This is a genomic window from Mesorhizobium sp. AA22 (genome assembly GCF_001672375.2).
Lineage (GTDB): Bacteria > Pseudomonadota > Alphaproteobacteria > Rhizobiales > Rhizobiaceae > Mesorhizobium > Mesorhizobium wenxiniae.
The window spans coordinates 5,642,132-5,663,309 of sequence record NZ_CP048406.1 but is presented as its reverse complement, the minus strand read 5'-3'; the positions used below and the strand labels follow the sequence as shown (position 1 = coordinate 5,663,309).

The 21,178-nt window shown below is 62.6% G+C and carries 23 protein-coding genes and 1 pseudogene; 14 read left to right on the top strand and 10 right to left on the bottom strand.

From position 1 onward, the window contains the following. Positions 1-43 precede the first annotated feature (43 nt). From A9K68_RS27030 to A9K68_RS27015, 4 genes are read right to left on the bottom strand one after another with little or no spacing between them, the layout of a single operon-like run. Entirely contained in the window at positions 44-1,519 is a 1,476-nt protein-coding gene (locus tag A9K68_RS27030; protein WP_065007079.1) for an aldehyde dehydrogenase, read from the bottom strand. Next, a complete protein-coding gene (locus tag A9K68_RS27025; RefSeq protein ID WP_065007080.1) occupies positions 1,516-2,568 on the bottom strand; it encodes an LLM class flavin-dependent oxidoreductase in 1,053 nt (350 codons plus the stop codon). The genes A9K68_RS27030 and A9K68_RS27025 overlap by 4 nt, the downstream gene beginning before the upstream one ends. Continuing rightward, positions 2,565-4,373, bottom strand: coding sequence for an alpha/beta fold hydrolase (locus tag A9K68_RS27020; protein ID WP_065007081.1), 1,809 nt, complete (start codon positions 4,371-4,373; stop codon positions 2,565-2,567). The genes A9K68_RS27025 and A9K68_RS27020 overlap by 4 nt, the downstream gene beginning before the upstream one ends. Continuing rightward, the gene (locus tag A9K68_RS27015; protein WP_065007144.1) at positions 4,366-4,953 is read right to left on the bottom strand and encodes an amino acid synthesis family protein; all 588 of its coding nucleotides are present in this window, start codon (positions 4,951-4,953) and stop codon (positions 4,366-4,368) included. Before A9K68_RS27015 ends, A9K68_RS27020 begins: the two co-directional genes overlap by 8 nt. Before the next feature lie 146 nt (positions 4,954-5,099). Between A9K68_RS27015 and A9K68_RS27010 the strand changes: the two genes are divergently transcribed. The 10 genes from A9K68_RS27010 (at position 5,100) to A9K68_RS26965 (ending at position 13,336) form a co-directional block, all read left to right on the top strand. Beyond that, a complete protein-coding gene (locus A9K68_RS27010; protein WP_065007082.1) occupies positions 5,100-5,771 on the top strand; it encodes a GntR family transcriptional regulator in 672 nt (223 codons plus the stop codon). A 244-nt stretch (positions 5,772-6,015) separates the two neighbouring features. Next, a complete protein-coding gene (locus A9K68_RS27005; protein WP_245486011.1) occupies positions 6,016-6,603 on the top strand; it encodes a sulfocyanin-like copper-binding protein in 588 nt (195 codons plus the stop codon). A gap of 256 nt (positions 6,604-6,859) precedes the next feature. Next, the gene (locus A9K68_RS27000) at positions 6,860-7,666 is read left to right on the top strand and encodes an SDR family oxidoreductase (RefSeq protein ID WP_082982252.1); all 807 of its coding nucleotides are present in this window, start codon (positions 6,860-6,862) and stop codon (positions 7,664-7,666) included. 10 nt (positions 7,667-7,676) lie between these two features. Continuing rightward, on the top strand, positions 7,677-8,624 hold the full coding sequence (locus tag A9K68_RS26995; RefSeq protein ID WP_065007146.1) for a 3-hydroxyacyl-CoA dehydrogenase: 948 nt from the start codon (positions 7,677-7,679) through the stop codon (positions 8,622-8,624). Next, on the top strand, positions 8,621-9,583 hold the full coding sequence (locus A9K68_RS26990; protein WP_065007084.1) for a 3-keto-5-aminohexanoate cleavage protein: 963 nt from the start codon (positions 8,621-8,623) through the stop codon (positions 9,581-9,583). The genes A9K68_RS26995 and A9K68_RS26990 overlap by 4 nt, the downstream gene beginning before the upstream one ends. Before the next feature lie 16 nt (positions 9,584-9,599). Beyond that, complete coding sequence (locus A9K68_RS26985; protein WP_245497161.1) at positions 9,600-9,929, top strand: SMP-30/gluconolactonase/LRE family protein; 330 nt, start codon at positions 9,600-9,602, stop codon at positions 9,927-9,929. Between the two features lie 117 nt (positions 9,930-10,046). Next, positions 10,047-10,382, top strand: coding sequence for a hypothetical protein (locus A9K68_RS26980; protein WP_065007085.1), 336 nt, complete (start codon positions 10,047-10,049; stop codon positions 10,380-10,382). Positions 10,383-10,424: 42 nt separating this feature from the next. Next, positions 10,425-10,874 (top strand): lipocalin-like domain-containing protein, encoded by a 450-nt coding sequence (locus tag A9K68_RS26975; RefSeq protein WP_065007086.1) that lies wholly within the window; start codon positions 10,425-10,427, stop codon positions 10,872-10,874. Between the two features lie 189 nt (positions 10,875-11,063). After that, positions 11,064-12,275 carry an acyl-CoA dehydrogenase family protein gene (locus tag A9K68_RS26970; protein WP_065007087.1) on the top strand — a complete coding sequence of 404 codons (1,212 nt, stop codon included), beginning with the start codon at positions 11,064-11,066 and terminating at the stop codon, positions 12,273-12,275. Between the two features lie 23 nt (positions 12,276-12,298). Then, positions 12,299-13,336 carry a phosphotransferase family protein gene (locus tag A9K68_RS26965; protein ID WP_065007088.1) on the top strand — a complete coding sequence of 346 codons (1,038 nt, stop codon included), beginning with the start codon at positions 12,299-12,301 and terminating at the stop codon, positions 13,334-13,336. A 77-nt stretch (positions 13,337-13,413) separates the two neighbouring features. Here the strand turns inward: A9K68_RS26965 and A9K68_RS26960 are convergent, their stop codons facing one another. Together A9K68_RS26960 and A9K68_RS26955 are read right to left on the bottom strand one after the other, a co-directional pair. Next, positions 13,414-13,719, bottom strand: coding sequence for a hypothetical protein (locus A9K68_RS26960; protein ID WP_065007089.1), 306 nt, complete (start codon positions 13,717-13,719; stop codon positions 13,414-13,416). 6 nt (positions 13,720-13,725) lie between these two features. Next, positions 13,726-14,496 carry a DUF899 domain-containing protein gene (locus A9K68_RS26955; protein ID WP_065007090.1) on the bottom strand — a complete coding sequence of 257 codons (771 nt, stop codon included), beginning with the start codon at positions 14,494-14,496 and terminating at the stop codon, positions 13,726-13,728. Between the two features lie 133 nt (positions 14,497-14,629). On the opposite strand from A9K68_RS26955, the gene A9K68_RS26950 reads away from it, so the two are divergent. The 3 genes from A9K68_RS26950 to A9K68_RS26940 all read left to right on the top strand — a co-directional run bounded on the left by A9K68_RS26950 (position 14,630) and on the right by A9K68_RS26940 (position 17,706). Next, positions 14,630-15,850, top strand: coding sequence for a DNA-binding protein (locus A9K68_RS26950; protein WP_065007091.1), 1,221 nt, complete (start codon positions 14,630-14,632; stop codon positions 15,848-15,850). A 40-nt stretch (positions 15,851-15,890) separates the two neighbouring features. Continuing rightward, positions 15,891-16,544 carry a PQQ-binding-like beta-propeller repeat protein gene (locus tag A9K68_RS26945; protein WP_065007092.1) on the top strand — a complete coding sequence of 218 codons (654 nt, stop codon included), beginning with the start codon at positions 15,891-15,893 and terminating at the stop codon, positions 16,542-16,544. A gap of 67 nt (positions 16,545-16,611) precedes the next feature. Continuing rightward, positions 16,612-17,706, top strand: a complete 1,095-nt coding sequence (locus tag A9K68_RS26940) for an LLM class flavin-dependent oxidoreductase (protein WP_065007147.1) — start codon at positions 16,612-16,614, stop codon at positions 17,704-17,706. A gap of 299 nt (positions 17,707-18,005) precedes the next feature. Here A9K68_RS26940 and A9K68_RS26935 read toward each other — a convergent pair whose 3' ends face one another. The 4 genes and pseudogenes from A9K68_RS26935 to A9K68_RS26920 all read right to left on the bottom strand — a co-directional run. Further along, a complete protein-coding gene (locus A9K68_RS26935) occupies positions 18,006-18,464 on the bottom strand; it encodes a MaoC/PaaZ C-terminal domain-containing protein (protein WP_065007093.1) in 459 nt (152 codons plus the stop codon). Between the two features lies 1 nt (position 18,465). After that, positions 18,466-19,542: a Gfo/Idh/MocA family oxidoreductase gene (locus A9K68_RS26930; protein WP_065007094.1), complete on the bottom strand. Its 1,077-nt coding sequence runs from the start codon at positions 19,540-19,542 to the stop codon at positions 18,466-18,468. After that, complete coding sequence (locus tag A9K68_RS26925) at positions 19,535-19,864, bottom strand: L-rhamnose mutarotase (RefSeq protein WP_065007095.1); 330 nt, start codon at positions 19,862-19,864, stop codon at positions 19,535-19,537. Before A9K68_RS26925 ends, A9K68_RS26930 begins: the two co-directional genes overlap by 8 nt. Before the next feature lie 10 nt (positions 19,865-19,874). Next, positions 19,875-20,297: pseudogene (locus A9K68_RS26920) on the bottom strand (enolase C-terminal domain-like protein); the annotation flags it as partial. A gap of 82 nt (positions 20,298-20,379) precedes the next feature. Between A9K68_RS26920 and A9K68_RS26915 the strand changes: the two are divergent. Further along, positions 20,380-21,168 (top strand): IclR family transcriptional regulator, encoded by a 789-nt coding sequence (locus A9K68_RS26915; RefSeq protein ID WP_065007148.1) that lies wholly within the window; start codon positions 20,380-20,382, stop codon positions 21,166-21,168. Positions 21,169-21,178: the final 10 nt, after the last annotated feature.

Below are 21,178 nucleotides of genomic sequence, written 5' to 3'. Positions count from 1 at the left end.
TTGGTTTCTTGTTGTTGTGAAATTGCGCGATCGCGGCGCTGCCTCATCGCATGACGAACGGATCCGGGATCGGCTCGTCGGATATCCGTATCCAGACGGATTTCGAGCGCGTGTAATCGCGGATGGCGTCGAGCCCGCCCTCACGGCCGAGCCCCGACTGACCATAGCCGCCGAACGGCACGAGCGGCGAAACGGCGCGGTATGTGTTGACCCAGACGACGCCGGCATGGATGTCGCGCGCCATGCGGTGCGCCTTGGCGAGATTGGTGGTGAAAACGCCTGAGGCCAGGCCGAACGGCGTGTCGTTGGCAAGCGCCAGGGCTTCAGCTTCCGTGTCGAAGGTGAGAACGCTGAGCACCGGACCGAACAATTCCTCGCGCACGCAAGGCAGTCCTGTGTCCTCGGCGTCGATAATGGTCGGTGCGTAGTAGAAACCGCGCGGATGGTCGTCGGGCCTTTTTCCGCCGGTGACCAGCGTCCCGCCCTTGGCGAGGCTCTCGGCAACGATCTTCTCGATCCATTCCCGCTGGCGTGGCGTGGCCAACGGTCCCATTTCGGTGGCCGGATCCTGCGGATCGGCGATTCTGATGGCCTCGGCCTTGTGCTTCAGCCTGTCAAGGAACTCGGCCTTTATCGAACGCTCGACAAGCAGTCGGGAGCCGGCGACGCAGCTTTGTCCAGAAGCCGCGAAAATCCCGGCCACGACCGCGTTTGCCGTACTGTCCAGGTCTGCGTCGGCGAAAACGACAACAGGGCTTTTCCCGCCCAACTCCAGCGTCGTGTAGGCGAGATTTTCCGCCGTGTTGCGGACGACCGCGCGAGCGGTCGAAGGGCCGCCGGTGAAGGCGACGCGTGAAACCAGTGGATGACTTGTCAGGCGCCGGCCGCAATCGTGCCCGAACCCGGTCAGTATGTTGACGCTTCCGGCGGGAAATCCGGCCTCGTGAACGAGTTCGGCGAAGGCCAGCAGCGGCGCTGGGCCGTCTTCCGAGGCTTTCAAGACCACCGTGCAGCCGGCCGCCAGAGCCGGACCGAGCTTGACGGCCGAAAGGAAGAGCTGCGAATTCCACGGCACGACGGCAGCGACGACGCCGATCGGCTCGCGCCGGATGGTGACGTCCATGTCGGCCTTGTCGATCGGCAGATGCGAGCCTTCATGCTTGTCGGCAAGCCCGCCATAGTAGCGATAATAGTCGCCGACATAGGCAATCTGGGCGCGGGTCTCGCGGATGATCTTTCCGGTGTCGCGCGTCTCCAGTTCGGCCAGGCGGCGGGCATTGGCGACGACCAGCTCGCCGAGGCGCACCAGCAGCTTGCCGCGCGCCGTCGCCGTCAGCGATGTCCACGCGGCGGAGCGCAGCGTCCGGTGCGCCGCCTCGACGGCGCGGTCAACATCGGCCTCGGTTGCGGCGGGCATCGTCGCCCAGGGCGCCCCGGTGGATGGATCAATGCTTTCGAAGGTGGCTGTCGGCGTATCGAACGCCCCATCTATGAAGTTCCTGAAGGCCGCAAGGGTCATTGCGGCCTCCCATGCCGGAAGGCCGGCATCACCTTGTCGACGAACAGCTGCAGCGACTTTTTCTTGCGCTCGTGTGGCAGGCCGCTGTCGATCCAGATCGAATATTGGTCGTAGCCGAGCGCCTCGTACGCCTTCAGCCGGGCGATCACCTCTTCGGCTTCGCCGATAACCAGGTGCTGTCGGATCTTGTCCGGCGCATATTGCGGCATGGCTGCGATCTCGTCGTCGGTGAGCGCCTCCAATATGCCTTGACGAACAGGCTTCTTGTTCTGGAACCAGGCGCCGAACTGGCAGTAGAACAGCGACAGGTCCTTCGTCAGCTGCTCCGCATCGGCGGCGTCCTCGGCAACGAATGTGTGCATCAGCAGCATAATATCGGGGCGGGCCATGTCCGGATGCGCCGCGCACGCCGCGTTGAAGCGCTCCATCAGGCTGGTCACTTCGTCATCGCCCGAGGCGAGCGGCGTCACCTGGACATTGCAGCCGTTGGACACGGCGAAGTCGTGCGAGTTGGGATCGCGCGCCGCCACCCAGATCGGCGGGTGCGGTTTTTGCACGGGCTTGGGCGACGAGGTGGTCGATGGAAACGACCAGAACTCCCCGGACGTCTCGAAGTCGCCTTGCCAGAGGCCCTGGATAGCGGGGATGATCTCGCGCATGCGCTGGCCCGCGCCCCAGGCGTCGAGCCCCGGGAACAGGCGTTGGTATTCATAGCTGTAGGCGCCGCGCGCGATGCCGATGTCGAGCCGGCCGCCCGTGACGACATCGGTCATTGCTGCTTCGCCGGCAAGCTTGATCGGATGCCAGAACGGCGCGACGACCGTTCCTGTGCCGAGCCGGATGCGCTTCGTCCTGGCGCCGAGATAGGCGATGTTGATGAACGGGTTTGGCGAGATGGTGAACTCCATGCCGTGGTGTTCGCCGATCCAGGCCGTCTCGAAGCCTGCCGCCTCGGCCATCAGGACCAGTTCCTCAAGCTCGTCGATGAGCTCGGCATGCGGCTTTGCCGAGTCCGAGCGTTCCATATGGACGAAGAGCGAGAACTTCATATCTGTTCACCCGGATTAGAAGTGTTCATGGGTGCCGGCTTGGCGAGCGGACGGACTTCACCTTCGACCTCGTTGCCGACATAGACTCCAAACGCATCCTCCCGACATTCGCGAACGTAGCGGGCAAGCATCGAGCGCACAGCAGCGTCGGCGATGTTCAGTCCGGCAATCCTGTCGATGTCGACGAGCTGGACCTGGCCATTGCTGGAGTGGGGCGTGTCTACCGTGCCGCGGTAGTAGACATGCGTTCGCGATGGGCTTGCTGCATCGTCCCAGACCGCAAACAGGAACCCGAGATGAGCCTCGATGGCCTGCGCAGCGAGGCGTCCGTTGAGGCTTCGTGTATCGCCGGACGTCCCCAGTCCTCGGCCCGCCGGCAATTCGAAAAAGCCATCGACAGTTTCGAAGAACAGCACGCGGCCTTCATCTTCGAGGATAGCGCCGACCTCCATGTCGGGTGGCGCGGCCGCCAGCGCTTCCTGGCTGAGACCGGGCGAGACATAGGCGCCACGGCAATAGCCGAGGGGCTGCGATGAATTGTGGGAAAATTCGCGAACGCGGCCGATCAGGATCGAATGATCGCCGGCGTCGACCAATTGCTCCATGTCACAGTCGAACGTCGCCACCGATCCACCGAGCAGCGGGCTGCCGGTCGGGCCGAAACGCCATTCGACAGCCGAGAACTTGTCCTGCGATTTCGAAGCGAAGACGCCGGACGCGGCTCTCTGTTCCTCCGAGAGCACGTTGATGGCAAAGCACTTCGAGGTCGAAAACACAGGATAACCCAGCGCTTTCTTGGCAATGCAGACCAGGACAAGCGGCGGATCGAGCGAAACGGATGTAAACGAATTGGCAGTAAAGCCTCGAGGCTCCCCTTCCGGCCCGATCGCAGTGACGATGGTAACGCCGGTCAGGAAGGAACCGAGCGCCCGCCTGAATTCGCCCGCGTCGAAGGCTGTGTTCATCGCCGGTCGCCCCGATGTGCTTGTGCTGTCGTTGCTCTCGAGAAAATCGACAATGCGCCGTGTGACCGCGTCAGGCGAGGCTATGGCCATCATGTGTCGTTCGCCCTCCAGAACGACGCAGCGACCACGCGGCGCGAGGCGGGCCATCGCTGCCGACATCGCAGGTGAAGAATTCCTGTCCTGCGAGCCGGTCATGAACAGGGCCGGCACCGCAAGACCCGAGAGACGATCGCCATGCGCCGCATCCGCATGGGCGAAAAGTCGATAGGTGCGCGCATAGCCTTCGCGGTTGACGCTTTGCAGTGCCGCGCGCGTCGTCCTCGCGGCCTCTGCCAGGCTGTCGGGGACCGGGTTGCCGAACCAGCGCGCGATCGTTGCGTCCGTTCCTGACGGGTTTTTCGCGCCGTTCAATTCGGCGGCGCGTTCACGCACCGCCTGCGCAAGGGCCGCCGGGCGGCGAAAGACCGCGTTGAGCGACACGATGCTGCGGACCCGTTCGGGAGCATCGAGAGCGATTTCCTGCCCGACCAGCGCCCCCATTGAATGGCCAACGATTGAGACGGCACCCAAGCCAAGGTGATCAAGAAGCCGGATCGCCTGTCCGGCATAGTCGGCAAGGCTGGCGTCCTCGGGTGGTAGCGGCGACCGGCCGTGTCCCAGCATGTCGATCGCGATCACATCCCATCTGTCCTTCATCAGCTCGATCTGTGGGCCCCAGACCGCCGCATTCATGCCGACGCCGTGGATGAGGAGGACCGGCGCGCCGGATCCGGCACGGATGAAGCCAGTGCCGTCAGGCGCCGTTCCGCGATGCCAGCCAGGGGCGGTCAGCTCAGCCATGCAGGTCGCCGACCTCCTTGAGATCCTGATAGCGGTCGCCGATGCGATGATGAGGTCGTCCGCCAATCGAGGCGCCAAGCGCCACCACCAGCTCGTCCGGCGCCGGTGCATCGCCGATCTGGAAATGCACTGTCAGGTAGTGCGAACGTCGGCCTTCATCGTTCTTGTCCATGAGCGGGATCATGATGGGTGTGTTCGGCCCGCCACGGAGGTTGGTGAAGGCAAGATACGTCTTGGCGCCGACGGCACGCCGATAGTGGTTGCCGAAATGCAGCGTGTGGATGAGCGCGGAGGCATGCTCGATCTCGCCCGAAGTGCCGCATATTGCGGCCTTGCCGTAGCCTTCGATCGCTTCGCCGGATCCCGCGACTGCGAGAATTTCATGGGTCAGCATCTCCCCCAAAACCGGCGCATAGGCGCGGATCTCGGGAGAAAGATCCTCGATGAAACCGCGCCCGGCCCAGGGATTGTCGAGCACTGCCGCCACGCCGATCAGGCGCAGCGCCCGGGGAGCCACCTTGCCGCCTTCAATCAGCGTGTTCTCGACATAGGTGACGATTTTTCGGATGGCCGGCTTCATCGAATCCTCGGTGGTGGATCGGGCCGAGACATCCGGAAAAGTTCCTTTTGCCTCGACAATCTTATGGTATACCATACTACTGAAAACCAAATCCCTTGTCAACGGATCATCGAATCTGTTTCTTTGCGGATGCTGGGAGAGAAGAATTGGCCGACGACACGCTCAGGATCGAACGATCCACCAAAACGCTCAGAACACTGGCGCTGGAGCGCATGCGAGACGCGATCATGGGGTTTCACTTCCAGCCCGGCGAAAGATTGGTCGAACGGCCGCTTTGCGACCAGCTCGGCGTCAGTCGCTCGGTGGTGCGCGAAGTTCTGCGGCAGTTGGAGACCGAGGGGCTTGTCCAGATGATACCTGGCCACGGACCTGCCGTGGCCCGCCCAGATCTCAGCCGCACCGACGAGATTTACGAACTGCGCGCTCTGATGGAAGGCATCGCAGCGCGTGCCTGTGCGCTCACGGCGACGCAGGACCAGATCGCCGCGCTTGAGGGCGCATTGAATGTGCTGCTCACGGCGTGGGCCTCAGCCAATCCGATCGAGGTGATGCGGGCGACTACAAAATTCTATGAAGTGCTTTTCGATGCCGCCGACAAGCGCATCGCCTGGGAGATCGTCCAGGGCCTGAACGTCCGCATCAACCAACTGCGTTCCATGACGATCGCTTCGGTGAATCGTCGCGATGCCGCAATCGCCGAAATGACCGACATCATGAACGCGATCAAGTCGCGCAACGGCGATGATGCCGAAGCCGCGGCCCGGCGACATGTGGAGCAGGCGTGGCGAATTGCGCAACAGACCCTTCGCCATAGCTGAGGCAGAAACTTCACATTAGGGAATCGCCCGTCGCCCTCGCATTGACGCACCGCAGGCATTCCAACACGCATCCAACCCGATGACATAGCAGCAACAATGGCGTTGTTCCTGATAGCGCACTCTGGGTTTGCTGGTGTGGATGCTATTTCGAGCGTATTCTCTTCCTTAGGGAACAAGCCAGGTCGACCTCGATTGGCGGTCGCTTGCGCTCGGCCGCTCCGCTCGGGAGGAGCCTCTGATTGCGATGGCGCGCTTTGCTCACCTTGCCCTTCTCGCCGTCGCCTTGGCATTATTGCCTGGAATTGCGCTGGCTGGGGAGCCTTTCGTCCCGAGCTGGATCAAGAACGATCCTGCAGCCAAGACAGTGGCCATAGAGATTGTTGCCGATTGGAACCAAGTCGAGCGGTATCGCAGGGACAACATCCGGACCGACATTATCGACTTCAACGGTTACTGGGGCGGCAATCTCACCATCGTCGTGCCAGCAGAATGGTCGGTAGAGATCGAGTTCATCAATGGCTCCTCGTCTTTCCGGCACAGCCTGATGGTGACCAGGGTCTACGCTCAGTCAGAGATGCCAGTGGAGTTGACGGCCGAGGATGCTATCTGGGGGGTGTACACCGATCCGCCGGAGGGAATTAAAATCAATGAGCGGAGGCAACTCAACTTTGTTGCGCAGCAGGCCGGGAACTATTTCCTCGCCTGTGCCAGACAAACGCATCTGATGGACGGACACTGGATCGGTTTCGAGGTGAGAGACAGCATCAAACAGGCCGTGGCAATCATAGACGAAACCAATTTTCCGCAGGAGCAGCCTCCAGGGCGCCCTTAGGGGCTATGCGAGCTAGCCGCGCATTATGGCGTGGTCGTGGAGATCAATGCAAATCCAAGGCGGCTTATCTGGAAACTCGAGAGTATTGGCGTGCCCGAGCAGGTTAGAACTGCTTCTGCTTGCCAAGCCACCAGCGAGGCAGCGCTTTCGTCACTACAAGGGCAATTCTGTACGGCCTGGTCGTTCTGGGCGCTGTCATGGCGCTGCGCGAACGGCGGCTGCAATGAGAAAGGACGGGACGATGAGTGCGACGGCGATAAGTAAAGGGGCGCCGACATCGGCGGACGATTTTCTGACCGGGCTGAAGGGGCAGCGCGTGCTGGTGACGGCAGGTGCCGGCGGTATCGGCCTGGCCATTGCCGACACGCTGTCGCGGCTCGGCGCGCGCATCGTCGTTTGCGACGTTTCGGACGGGGCTCTGGCCGCTGCTCCGGACAAGATCGCCCTAGTTGCCGCAGTCAAGGCCGATGTCTCGCGCGAAGACGACGTCGACCGGCTGTTCGAGACCGTGAAGCAAAAGCTCGGCGGCCTCGACGCGCTGATCAACAATGCCGGCATCGCCGGGCCGACCGGCGGCGTCGATGAAATCGATCCGGCGGACTGGCGGCGCTGCATCGACATCTGCCTGACCGGCCAGTTCCTGTGCGCCCGGCGTGCCGTGCCGCTGATCAAGGCGGCGGGCGGCGGCTCGATCGTCTCGATGTCGTCCGCCGCCGGCCGCCACGGCTACGCTTTCCGCACCCCCTACTCGGCGGCCAAGTTCGGCGTCATCGGTTTCACGCAAAGCCTCGCCAAGGAACTCGGGCCGCACGGCATACGCGTCAACGCCATCCTGCCCGGCATTATCGAGGGACCACGCATCGACAAGGTCATCGCCGACCGGGCCAGGCAGCTCGGTGTTTCGAACGAGGAGATGACGCAGCGCTATCTCCAGAACATCTCGCTGCGCCGCATGACCAGCCCCTATGACGTCGCCGCGATGGTCGCCTTCCTGCTGTCCGATGCGGGCATCAACATTTCCGGCCAGTCGCTCGGCGTCGACGGCAATGTCGAAACGCTTTGAGGAACGGACCATGATGAAGGTAGCAATTGTCGGCAGCGGGTTCATCGGACGGGCCTGGGCGATCAGCTTCGCCCGCGCCGGCCATGATGTGCGGATGTGGGACCAGTCGCCGGCCGCGACGGCCGGCGCGCACGATTACATCGCCGGCGTGCTGGGCGACCTCGCCGCGAACGATCTGCTGCGGGGACAGGCAATCGACGCCGTGCTTGATCGCATCGCCGTGGTGGCGGAACTGGGCGAGGCGCTGACCGATGCGGTCCATATCCAGGAGAACACGCCCGAAAACCTCGAAGTGAAGCGCGAGGTGTTCTCCCTGATCGACGCACTGGCCGGTCCGCACGCGGTGATCGCCAGTTCCACCTCGGCGTTGCTGCCGTCAAAATTCACCGACCATCTGCAAGGGCGGCACCGCTGCGTGGTCGTGCATCCGATCAATCCGCCCTATCTCATCCCGGCCGCTGAAGTCGTGCCGGCGCCATGGACCTCCCCCGAAACGGTCGAAAGGACTCGCGCCTTCCTCGTCGCCGCGGGCCACGCGCCGCTTGTGATGAAGCACGAGCTCGACGGTTTCATCATGAACCGCCTGCAGGGCGCGCTGCTGGAGGAAGCTTTTCGACTTGTCGCCGACGGCTTTGCCAGCGTCGAGGATGTCGATATCGGCATTCGCGATGGGCTGGCGCTGCGCTGGTCGTTCATGGGTCCGTTCGAAACGATCGACCTCAACGCGCCGGGCGGCGTACGCGACTATGTCGAGCGCTACCAGACGATCTATTCCAACATCTTCCCGCAAATGCTGCGCCGCGTCGACTGGGCCGGCGAGGTCATCGAAACGGTAGAGGCCGACCGCCGCAAGCGGCTGCCGCGGGAAGAACTCGTCGAACGGCAGGTATGGCGCGACCGCCGGCTGATGGCGCTGGCAGCGCACAAGAAAAAATCGGATCAGGAGTTTGGAAGATGACGGAAACAAGCCGCAAGCCCGGCGCCCAGCTGCCCAAAGGCAAAGTTATCATCACTTGTGCGGTGACCGGGGCGATCCACACGCCGACCATGTCGCCCTATCTGCCGATCACCCCGGACCAGATCGCCGCCGAGGCGATCGCGGCAGCGGAGGCAGGTGCGGCGATCCTGCACCTGCATGCCCGCGACCCCGAGACCGGCAAGCCTGACCAGACGCCGGCGGCGTTCGCCCGCTTCCTGCCGCGCATCAAGCAGGCCACCAACGCCGCCATCAACATCACCACCGGCGGCAGTCCCTACATGAAGGTCGAGGAGCGCGTGCGCCCGGCCGCCGAGTTCAAGCCCGAGGTCGCCTCGCTCAACATGGGTTCGATCAATTTCGGGCTCTACCACCTCGTCGACAAATATGAGACCTTCAAGTTCGACTGGGAAAAGCCGCATCTGGAAGCGACGCGCGACCTGGTCTTCCGCAACTCCTTCAAGGATATCGAATACATATTGGCAACCTGCTACGACAACGGCACGCGCTTCGAGTTCGAGTGCTACGACATCGCCCATCTCTACAATCTCTCGCACTTCGCCGACCGCGGCCTGGTCAAGCCGCCGTTCTTCGTGCAGTCGGTGTTCGGTCTGCTTGGCGGCATTGGCACGCATCCCGAAGACGTCGCCCATATGAAGCGCACCGCCGACCGGCTGTTCGGAGACCAGTTCCGCTGGTCGGTGCTCGGCGCCGGCGCCAGCCAGTTGCGGATCGCGGCCCAATCGGCAGCGCTTGGCGGCAACATCCGCGTCGGGCTCGAAGACAGTCTTTGGGCCGGCAAAGGCAAGCTTGCGAAATCGAACGCCGAGCAGGTGGTGCTTGCCCGCAAGATCATCGAGGGGCTCGGCATGGAAGTGGCGACGCCCGACGAGGCGCGCGAAATCCTATCACTGAAGGGCGGCGACAAGGTCGAGTTCTGATCTCGCCTGTCGCCGCATGGGTGGCGCCGATGGGTCGACCGTCGATGCCGAAGGCTTTCCCTGGAATGCCCTCGTCTACGACGGGCGGCTGGTGCGTTACGCACCCGACGGCAGCGTCGATCGCACCATCGACATGCCCGTCAAGAAGATCACCAGCGTGATGTTCGGCGGACCGAAGCTCGACACCCTTTACGTGACCTCGATGGCAAAACCGCCGCTGCCGCGATTCCCCGGCGATGGCGTTCTGCGCGGCAGCCTGTTCGCTATAACCGGCCTTGGAATCAAAAGGCGTTGCGGAACCAGGATTCGCCGGGTGACGGCGGCTGCAAAAGGGGATAGAGGCTAATAAGGAAACGAACGCTCGGTCGATTTCTTGTGGTGAAAATCTGATGGCGGCTGCAAAAAGGGATAGAGGCGAATAAGGAAAACGAACGCTCGCTCGATTTCTAGTGGTGAAAATCTGATGCTGGTATCGGAGCCAAATACCGGTTTCGACCCACTCTGGCCGTCCGCAACAACCATCGCGGACGGCTCGATTGAGCCCTCAGCGGTCGTTCTTTCCCGGCAATCTGAGCCATGGCCGCCAGTCGTGCCAGCAAGTCGCCACAGCTACAGTTTGGACGTCGAGCACATGATCATTGTAAAAACGGATCCTGATCACCCCGACGCGCAGATCCTTCTCGATGTGCTGTCGGAGGCGCTGACCAGGATCACAGGCGACAGTGGCCAGTACTCGTTTGATGCAAACAATTTGAAAGGTAGGCGGAGCGTGTTTGGGCCTTGCCCGTGCAACGTCTAAGGTCTCGTGCTACGCTCCGAAGTCCTTCTCTAGGGGGCTGTCATGTCGCAACTGAAGACGCTGCTACTTGGATCTTGGAGAATGACATCATGGGTCTATGAGATCCTTGAAACCGGCGAAGTGCTCGATGCCCTGGGGCAGAATCCCCGTGGCATAATCTCCTACTCAGCAGATGGCAGGATGATGGTTTTCGTCCTTCGAACAGATCGCAGCACGCCTGCGGCCCTAGTCCCCACCTCGAATGAAAAGATTGCACTCTACGATTCCATGTTTGCCTATGCCGGGACATACTCTGTCGAGCATGACCGGATCGTCCATCATATTGACATGAGCTGGAACCAAAGCTGGGAGGGTACCGAACAAGTCCGGTACCTAGAGACCGACGGTCGAACGCTCCTCTACAGATCGGCCCCGGCACAGAACCCGCTGGATGGGAAAGATTGCGTTCATACCGTTAGATTTGAGAAGATTACATCGACGTCGTCGCATTGAACGCCCGGAAGGTCCACATTTGAGCCGTTCAGTTGAACCTTCGTCGAACGGCGGTTCTCCACCTAAAGCGGGAGCCTGTGTTGGATACAAAGCCGTCAGATTTCACCATCAGGTGGCGACCCAATGCTTTTCGGCGAGCTCGTCCATGGCCGATGGCGCCGCCTCGTTTCATCGCTGTGAGTTTTTTCCATGAATTTCGATATTCCAGCCCAGACCGAAGATTACCGCGTCCGCATTGCCGACTTCGTCGAGCGTGAGATACTGCCGCTCGAAGCCGACAACATGTCCTACGACGCGCATGGAAATATCACCTTGCCGCTGCTGGAGGCGCTTCGCGCCAAAGCGCGGATGGCGGGGCTGTGGTGCCTGCAGCTCAAGCCCGAATCCGGCGGCGCCGGTCTCGGCAAGATGGACATGGCGGTCTGCTACGAGGAGATGAACCGGTCGATCTTCGGACCCGTGGTGTTCAATTCGGCAGCGCCCGACGATGGCAACATGATGGTTCTGGAGGCGCTCGGCACACCGGCGCAAAAGCAAAAATGGCTGAAGCCGATCGTCGAGGGCAAGGTGCGCTCGGCCTTTGCCATGACCGAACCGCACCCCGGCGGCGGCTCTGATCCTTCGATGATTATGACGCGTGCGAAGCGGCGCGGCGACAAATATGTGGTGACCGGCCGCAAATGGTTCATCACCGGCGCGGAGGAGGCCAGCCATTTCATTCTGATCGCGCGAACCTCGGACGACCCGCGCCATGGTCTGTCGGCCCTGATGTTCCACAAGGACCAGCCGGGCTGGCGCATCATGCGCCGCATCGAGATCATGGGCCCGGAGGAGCATGGCGGGCATTGCGAGCTGGAATTCGATGGGCTCGAAATCCCTGTCGAAGACATGCTGGTCGGCGAAGGCAGGGGCATGAAGGTGACGCAGGTGCGGCTCGGCCCGGCACGACTTACCCACTGCATGCGCTGGCTCGGACTGTCCAGGCGCTGCGTCGAGATCGCGCGCGCCTACGCTGCCGAGCGCCATGGTTTCGGCCAGCGTCTCGCCGACCGCGAAAGCGTCCAGCTGAAGCTCGGCGACCTCGCCATGCGCATCGAAATTGGCCGGATTCTGGTGATGAAGGCTGCGTGGGAACTGGACCGCGGCGGCTTTGCCCGCAAGGAAGTGTCGATGGCCAAGGTCCAGGTCGCCAATGTGCTGCATGACGCGGCCGATGTGGCGATCCAGATCAATGGCGCGCGGGGCTATTCCAAGGACACGGTGCTCGAATGGATTTACCGCTATGCTCGCCAGGCGCGGCTGGTCGACGGCGCCGATGAGGTCCACAAGATGGTGCTGAACCGTTTCCTCAATGAGGAAGAGAGGGGCTTCTGGCGCTGGACTGTCGAAGGCGAGGCATAAGGGACGCGCGCTCAGGAGGAAAGATGGCGCAGCCGTTGAATGCGGACTTCGATCCTGCGGCATTGAAGGGTTTTCTGGCGAGCCGCTTCGGCGATGCCTCAATGTCGCTCGGGCGGATCGGCGGCGGACAGTCCAATCCTACCTATTTCGTGGACTATGGTGCGCATCGCATGGTGCTGCGCAAGAAGCCGGCCGGGCCGATCCTGCGCGGGGCGCATGCCGTCGATCGCGAATTCCGCGTGCTTGAAGCGCTGGCACCGACCAACGTCCCGGTGCCCGGGCCGGTGCTCTATCACGACGGTGCCGAGCTGCTCGGCACGCCCTTCTACCTGATGGAGCGGCTGGATGGTCGCATCTTCCACGATTGTTCGCTGCCTGGCCTTTCGCCCGCGCAGCGACGCGGCATCTATTTCGGCATGGCAGAAGCGATGGCCAAATTGCATGCCGTCCGTCCCGACGAGGTCGGTCTCGGCGACTACGGCCGGCCCGGCAACTATTTCGAGCGCCAAATTGGCCGCTGGACCAGGCAGCTCAGGGAATCGCCGAGCGACAGGATTCCGGCACTCGAAGCGGTCGCCGACTGGCTACCGCAGCATATGCCCGTGGATGACGGGCGCCTGTCGATCGCCCATGGCGACTTCCGCCTCGGAAATCTGCTGTTCCATCCCGACAAGCCGCAGGTGATCGGCATTCTCGATTGGGAGCTGTCGACGATCGGCCATCCGCTCGCCGATCTCGGCTTTTGCTCGATGACCTGGCATTCGGCCCCGGACGAATATGGCGGCATCCTCGGCCTCGATCACGAGGCACTCGGCATCCCCAGCCAGCGCGAATTCCTCGACCATTATTTCGCCCATGCCGTGCCCACCGCGCCCCTGCAACGCTTCCACCTGGTTTTTTCGCTGTTCCGTTTCGCGGTGATCTTCGTCGGCATCGCCGACCGGGCGCGGGCAGGCAGCGCGGCGTCGGCCGATGCCGCCGGCAAGTGGCCTCTCGCCGGCCGCTTTGCCGTACGTGCTCAAGAGATCATCCAAGGGGCAAGACCGTGGAGCGCCGCCTGAGACGAGCGCTCGCGCCCTGGTCCTTTCCCTACCCGCGGCGTTAGCAAGCCAATCCCAGAGGCTTTGCGAACGCCGGATCACGACCGGCGGACAGCGCTTCGTCGGCTGGCGACCAGCTTCAGCCAAGGCGCCAAATGGAAGGCGCTCATCAGCAAGTACATCATGACCATTCCGCTCAGCGGCGACGCATCTTGCGCCGCCGAGCAGATCATGTCCGCACCACCGGCAACGGCCGTCTGCAGCGCCATCATTGCGAAGGTTGGCGCGGCTGCCAGGGATAGCCAGTCGGCCGCGCCGCGGGCGGCGACATTGTCGCTTGGGAAATCGGCAGATCCGCTGCCTGCGGGCGGCATCTTCTGCGTATCGTTGGAGTGCAGTGTCATCGAACGTCAGCCTTGGCCGTACTCGTCGTGACGGCGCCACCAGACGCCCGTCTCGTTACGCCCTCGGGGCGCGCGGTCGAGCCACTGATACATGCCCCAGAGGCCGTCCAATCCGCGCGCATAGGTGGAATAGGCGTGGTAGACGACGCCGTCCTCGAGCACGAACGTGCTCATGCCTGGCCTCTCGCGCGTGTACGTGGCCATGTCTGTTCCGCTCATTGCAGCGAACGTCTCGGAGCCGTCGGCAGTCGTACGCGAGGGTATCTCGGCGAGAGGTGCCTCGCGGACATAGTTGTAGTCGATGCCTTCCTCGCGCTGCTGCTCCTCGGTGAACGAAACGTCGAAGTCGAAATTGAAGTCGCCGCCGTGTGAGGACGCCCAGGGGAACGTCCATCCCATCCGCCGCTTGTACGCCTTCAGCTTCCCGAGCGGTGCCCGCGATACCGCCGAAAGCGTGACGTCGTGGTTGGCCAGGTGGATGACGAAGCCGTCGAATCCGTCCGCAATCGCCGAGCAGGCCGGACACCCCGCCGTGTAATCGGGCCCGAACATGAAGTGGTAGACGAGGAGCTGGGAGCGTCCTTGGAAGAGGTCTGCCAACGAGGCGCTGCCTTCATCGGTCTCGAATCGGTAATCCTTGTCGATCCGAACCCACGATAATTCCTGCCGCCGCCGCGCCACCTCATCGCTTTGTCGCGTGAGCTCCTTCTCCGCCTTGAGCAGATCAAGCCGCGCTGCCAGCCACTCCTCACGTGTTCCGGTTCTGTGTGTCGGCATCGTTCGTCTCCTTTCTCGATGTTCGCACCGTTTTCGATACGGCGCGTTTCGATACAGCGCGCTGGCTGTTGGTCCTGAGATAGATTAGGACCGGACATCGAATGGTGAGAGTTACAAATGTGACGGGATTCCGATGGACTCGCTGATCACCGCTGCGGCGCGCGCCCTCGCAACGGGTGATCCTCTCGGCGCTTTGAAGCGGGTCGCCCTGCGTGACGATGCGCCTGCGCTTGCGCTGCGCGGCATCGCCATGGCGCAGCTCGGCGATCTCGTTCGAGCAAAGGCTCTCCTCAAAAGTGCTGCGCGCGCCTTCGGTCCGAAAGAGGCCGTGGCCCGCGCGAGGTGCGTCGTCGCCGAAGCCGAGATCGCACTCGTCTCGCGTGACCTCGGGTGGCCGGCGAAGGCACTCGACGCCGCGCGGGCGACGCTTGAAAAGCACGGCGACCGCTTTAATGCCGCGCATGCGCGCAATCTCGAAGTCCGGCGCCTGCTCCTGATCGGACGCCTCGACGAGGCCGAGCGCAGGTTGGCCGGGTTCGATCCCACACCGCTCCCACCCGCGTCGAGGGCCGCCCACGAGCTGGTGATTGCGGGGATCGCGATTCGACGCCTCCGGACCAAGGCGGCGCGCGCTGCGCTCGCTCGGGCCGAGCATGCCGCCCGCGAGGCGGACATCCCGGCGCTGACGGCAGAGGTCGAAAGCGCATCCCTCGTGATGAACACGCCCGCGGCGCGCCTGATCGCGCGTGGTGAGGAGCGCCCCCTCCTGCTTGAGGAGGTCGAAGCGCTGCTGGCGTCGGGGGCGCTCGTCGTCGACGCCTGCCGCAATATCGTGCGGGACGCCGGCATGATCGTCCCGCTCGCGACGCGCCCGGTCTTGTTCGCGCTTGCCCGCACGCTGGGCGAAGCCTGGCCCGCGGACGTGCCGCGAAGCACGCTCGTCGCCCGCGCGTTCGGCGGCAAGCACGCCGATGAATCGCATCGCGCCCGGTTGCGGGTCGAAGTCGGTCGGCTTCGCGCGGAGCTGCGGTCACTGGCGGATGTGAGCGCGACCAAGCGAGGCTTTGCGCTTAAGCCGCGCCGCCCACGCGATGTGGTGGTTCTGGCACCGCCCGTCGACGAGCAGCATGCAGCGGTGCTCGCCTTCCTCGCTGATGGCGAGTCGTGGTCGAGCTCGGCGCTCGCAATTGCGCTCGGAGCCAGCTCGCGCACCGTGCAGCGATCGCTCGAGCAGCTTGCGGCAGCAGGCAAGGTGCAATCGTTCGGTCGCGGGCGAGCGCGCCGTTGGATGACCCCGCCCGTGCCGGGATTCCCGACAATCTTGTTACTCCCCGGCTCACTATCTGGCTACTAGTGTCGGAATAATTCAACAGATCTGAGCCTGGAGGAGAAGCATGAAACGTTCTGCAGCCGAAGTCCTCCGCGAATATGGACCCTTTCCGGGTGTCGACCAGGTGGCTGGGGTTACGTTCGACGGTCAGCATGTCTGGTTTGCGTCCGGAGACAGGCTGAACGCCTTGGATCATGCGAGCGGGAAAGTGGTTCGCGCGATTGAGGTCGCCGCGCACGCAGGAACGGCCTTCGACGGTCAGCACCTGTTCCAGATCGCCGAAGATCGCATCCAGAAGATCGATCCCAACACAGGCCGCGTCCTCGCCACGATTCCGGCGCCAGGTGGCGGCGGCGACTCCGGGCTCGCCTGGGCCGAAGGCTCACTTTGGGTGGGGCAGAATCGCGGTCGCAAAATCCATCAGATCGACCCGCAGACAGGGGCAGTTCTTCGCACAATCGATTCCAACCGGATCGTCACAGGGGTCACCTGGATCGACGGCGAACTCTGGCACGGCACCTGGGAAGGTGACGAGAGCGACGTCAGGCGGATAGATCCTGAAACCGGAAAGGTCCTGGAGAAGCTTGATATGCCCCCCGGAACAGGCGTGTCGGGACTCGAGTCCGATGGTGGCGATCAGTTCTTCTGCGGCGGCGGAAACAGCGGCAAGGTGAGAGCCATCCGCCGGCCCAGGCGAGGCTCCGAGGAGCGTTCATGAAGCTGAGCCCACCGTTGCAACAGTTCGACGATGAAGCTGAGAGCGTCCCGCGGCAGGGAAAATCATGATCAGAAAGCAGCATCCGCTGAAAGGACCGAACAGGTTCAAGCTCGGCGTCTTCTCGATGAATGCCGATGGCGGCCTGGCAATGACCACCGTTCCTGAGCGCTGGCGCGCCCGCTGGGAAGACAACCTCAATGCTGCCTGCATCGCCGATCGCGCCGGCCTGGAGTTTCTGCTGCCGATCGCGCGCTGGCGCGGCTTCGGCGGTTTGACGCATGTGCGGGAATGGTCGTTTGAGACTTTCACCTGGGCGGCGGGTCTCGCCGTCGCGACGGAGAACATCGGTCTGTTCATGACGGTGCATGTGCCGCTGGTTCATCCGCTGCAGGCTGCAAAGGCGCTGGCGACCGTCGACCACATCTCCAACGGGCGTGCCGGCTTGAACATTGTCTGCGGCTGGAACCCGGACGAGTTCGCCATGTTCGGGCAGACGGTCGGCGACCGGACCTACGATCAGGCCGAAGAATGGATCAACATCATCGAGCGTGCCTACCAATCCAGGGAGCCGTTCGACTTCGGCGGCGAGTTCTATGATCTGAAGGGGGTTGTCAGCCGCCCGCCAAGCCTGCAGGCGCCGCGCCCGGTGACCATGAACGCCGCCTTCGGCGCACCGGGGCGCAACTATGCGGCCCGCCACTGCGACTATTTGTTTTCGACTTTTTCCGAAATCGCCGATGGCCGCGCGCATGTGGTCGACATCACCAACCGAGCGGCTGAAGTTGGACGCGAAGTCGGCGTCTATACGGTCTGCCACGTCGTCTGCCGCGAGACCCAGCAAGAAGCCGAGGATTATTACCGGCACTACGCGCTGGAATGCGCGGACGAAGGCGCGGTCGACGAGCATATGCGCAAGAAGAAGGAATTCGCGAACTCCCACGACGCGAAGGCCTTCACTGAGTATCGGCAAAGGTTCGCCGGCGGTGCTGGAACGTTTCCGCTCATCGGCACACCGGAAAAAATCGTCGACGATCTCACTGAAATCATGGACCAGGGTTATTCCGGCGCCGCCCTCACATTCGTCAACTACACCTACGAATTGCCCTTCTTTTGCGACCGGGTGCTGCCGCTGATGCGCCAGGCCGGGCTTCGCGTAAATTGATGCCAGCGGCCGACACTCCGACGACATGGGCGGATGGGCACGACGCCATTAATCCGCCTTCAAGCAGGCGATGCGGGCGGTGGCGGGCCCGGTCGCCATCCTCGCGTCGGAGCACGACGAGATCGGCTTTGGGGCATCACGGCGACCGCCGCCTTGGTCAGTCCGCACGCGGCGCACTATTCGACCCAGTCTTACGCTGAGGTTCGCAACAAGGTGTTTGCCGATGTCGCATCGTCCTGCGCGGTGGCAAGCCGGTATATCCGGTCAACCGAATATGACTGCTCTCGGCAGCAATTAGCTCAGCCCGGCTCCGGCTTGTCGCGGCGCTCGACGATGTAGATGTGGTCGGCCGCCAGAACCACATCGCCATGCTGGTTGATCACCTCGCAGCGCTCGATGACCCGGCCCGAATCTGGCCGCTTCGGGTCGTCCTCCTTGGCCGAAATGGTGGTGCGGGTCTTGATCGTGTCGCCAATGAACACCGGCTTGATGAAGCGCAACCTGTCGTAGCCATAGGAGAAGGCGACCGGGTTGATGACGCTTGCCGTCAGCCCTACGCCGACCGAGAAGACCAGCGTGCCGTGGGCGATGCGCTGACCGAACGGCGTCGTCTTCATGAACTCGGCGTCCATGTGATGGGGAAAAAAATCGCCGGTATGGCCGGCATGAACGACGAAGTCGGTCTCGGTGATGGTGCGCCCGCTGGTCATGCGCGACGAACCGATCTGATAGTCTTCGAAATAGACAGTCTGCTCCATGTCAGGGCCTCGCCGCGATTGGTGTTGCCGGCGCCGCGCTCGATTGGTAGGCGGCCTCGACCAGCGCCATCGTGTTCCAGCCGTCTTCGACGGAACTGACGAGCTCGGTGTCCTCGCCTGATGCATAGCGATGCACATTGGCCATGCGGCCGACGAAGGCGTCGGGAAACCATTGGCCGATGAGTGGCACAGCAACCCAGTCAGAGCCTCCCTTCGGATAGATTTCAAGGATGTCAGGCTCGCCGCGCGGATAGTCGAGATTGAGTCCGAGTTTGAGATAGGCGGCGCCCTCGGTGCCGCAGATGCGGAATTCGCAGGCCTGATGTTTTCGGCCGAATTTGTGATCGTGATTGATCGACAGTGCGCATCGCACAGTGCCGCCATAGTCGAGGATCGCGCTGGTGCGCGTTTGTGCGACCTTGTGGCCGGGATGGCCGAGCGTCTTGGCGTGAACGCCCCGGGGATCGCCGAGCAATTGCCGGATCAGGTCGAGATAGTGGATCGAATGCATGGCGATCTCGACGCGCGGCGCCTTCACCAGAAACTCCCAGAGTTGCCACGGCGTCGCCAATGCCAGCCATGCATCGAAATCGACCACGTCGCCCAGCCAACCCTTGGCGATCGCATCCTTCAGCGCCAGCATCATCGGCGCGAAGCGGAGCTGGAAGTTCACCGCCGCCTTCAGTTTTTTGGAGCGGCAGATTTCGAGGATTTCGGTCGCCTCGCTGAGATCGCTGCCCATCGGCTTCTGGATCAGCGCCACTGCACCATCTGGCAACGCCCTGAGCACGCCGGCATGATGAGCCGGCGGCGTCGCCAGGTCGAAGACGGCGTCCTTGATCGCTGCGGCTTCCCCGACCGACCGGTAAGTGGCGACGCCCCATTTCTGCGCCAGTCTTTCCGCCTTGGTATGGTCGGGATCGAAAAGTCCGGCGACCGGAAAGCCGGCTTTTCCATAGGCCGGGAAATGCGCATCGCCGGCGATCGAGCCGGCGCCGAAAATCACGATCGGCCTCGGCTTCGATGGCTTCGCCCAGGACTGGGAGAGCGAGTCAGGATCAAAAGCGCCGTCAGTCATGATGGAAGACTTCGTCCATCGATGCCCACCACTCGCCCTCCTTGCGGGTCGGCAGCGGCTCCTGGCAAGGCATGCACAGCGCCCACCATTCCTGCGTCTTGGGATCGGCGGCCATCTTCGCCATGTCGGCGGCATAATCGGTGCCGTGGTATTCGAAAGTGCTGAACAAAAGGTGCTCCGGCTCCTTAAGATAGATCGAATAATTCCTGATGTTGCAGGCGGAAATCATGGCAAGCACGTCAGGCCATACGGCAGCGTGAAGCCGCACATACTCGCTGACCTTTTCCGGCTTGAGGCCGAGCACCATTCCCATCCGCTGCATGTCCGGCTCCCTATTTTGTTATTTCGGTGGTGAATTCCGCAATGCTCTTCGCCTTGACGGCATCCCAATCCCAGTCGATGCCGATGCCGGGCTCGTCCGGTGCCAGTGCTTGGCCGTCCTCGATGCGCATTTTCTTGCCGGTTAGTTCATCGAGCTGGGGAATATACTCGACATATCGGCCGTTCTGAATGGCGCAGGTCAGGCTGACATGCAGTTCCATCAGGAAATGCGGGCAGACCGGGATATCGAATGCCTCGGCCGCATGCGCGACCTTCAGCCACGGCGTGATGCCGCCGATGCAGCCGACATCGACCTGCACGATCGAGCAGCCGCCTTTTTGCATGTATTTGCGGAAATGCCGGATCGAATAGAGCGACTCGCCGATGGCGATCGGCGTCGTCGCATTCGACAGCCGCACATGGCCGTCTATGTCGCATAAAGACGTCAAGTTGAAAGTTCTTCCGGAAGCAGGTCATTGTGCATATATGAAAGGCGAAATTCACCGGGAAGTGACTATGGCAGGCGACGAGGACGACGACCGTTATCGCGCCCCGGCGCTCGACAAGGGGCTCGACATCCTCGAGCTTCTGGCCGGCGTCGACGGCGGCCTGACGCAGGCGGAAATCGCCAAGAAACTCGATCGCAGCCCCAACGAATTCTATCGCATGCTCGATCGGCTGGTGCGACGCGGCTACGTCACGCGGCCAGACGGCGACCGTTATTCGCTGACCCTCAAGCTGTTTGGCCTAGCGCAGCTGCACGCGCCGGTGCGGCGGCTGGTTTCCTATGCGACGCCGCTGATGCGTGAACTTGCCGAAACCTCGCAGCAGGCAAACCAACTCGTCGTCTTCGACCGCGGTTCCGCAGTGGTGATCGCACAGCAGGAAGCGCCGGACTACTGGGGCATTTCGATTCGGGTCGGCGCGCATGTCAGCCTGTTCGACACCGGCTCCGGACATGTGCTGCTGGCGTTCCGCTCGCTGGAAGAGCGGCAGATGATGATCTCCGAACATCTGCGCAGCACCCACAAGCCGCCTCAATCGCCGGAATTCTTTGCCCGACTCGAGCAAATCCGGCAACGCGGCTATGAAATGATGGCATCGATGCAGACCGCCGGTGTATTCAACCTGTCGGCACCTGTGCTTGGCTCGGACGGCAGGGCGATCGCCGCGCTGTCGATCCCCTACATAACTCTGATCAACGCACCCAAGGCGCCCGACATTACGAGGACGATAGAACTGTTGCTGGTAGCGACCGAAAAGCTGTCGCAACTGGCGGGAGCATCGGCCAAGCAGGCGAAATAGATTCTTATCT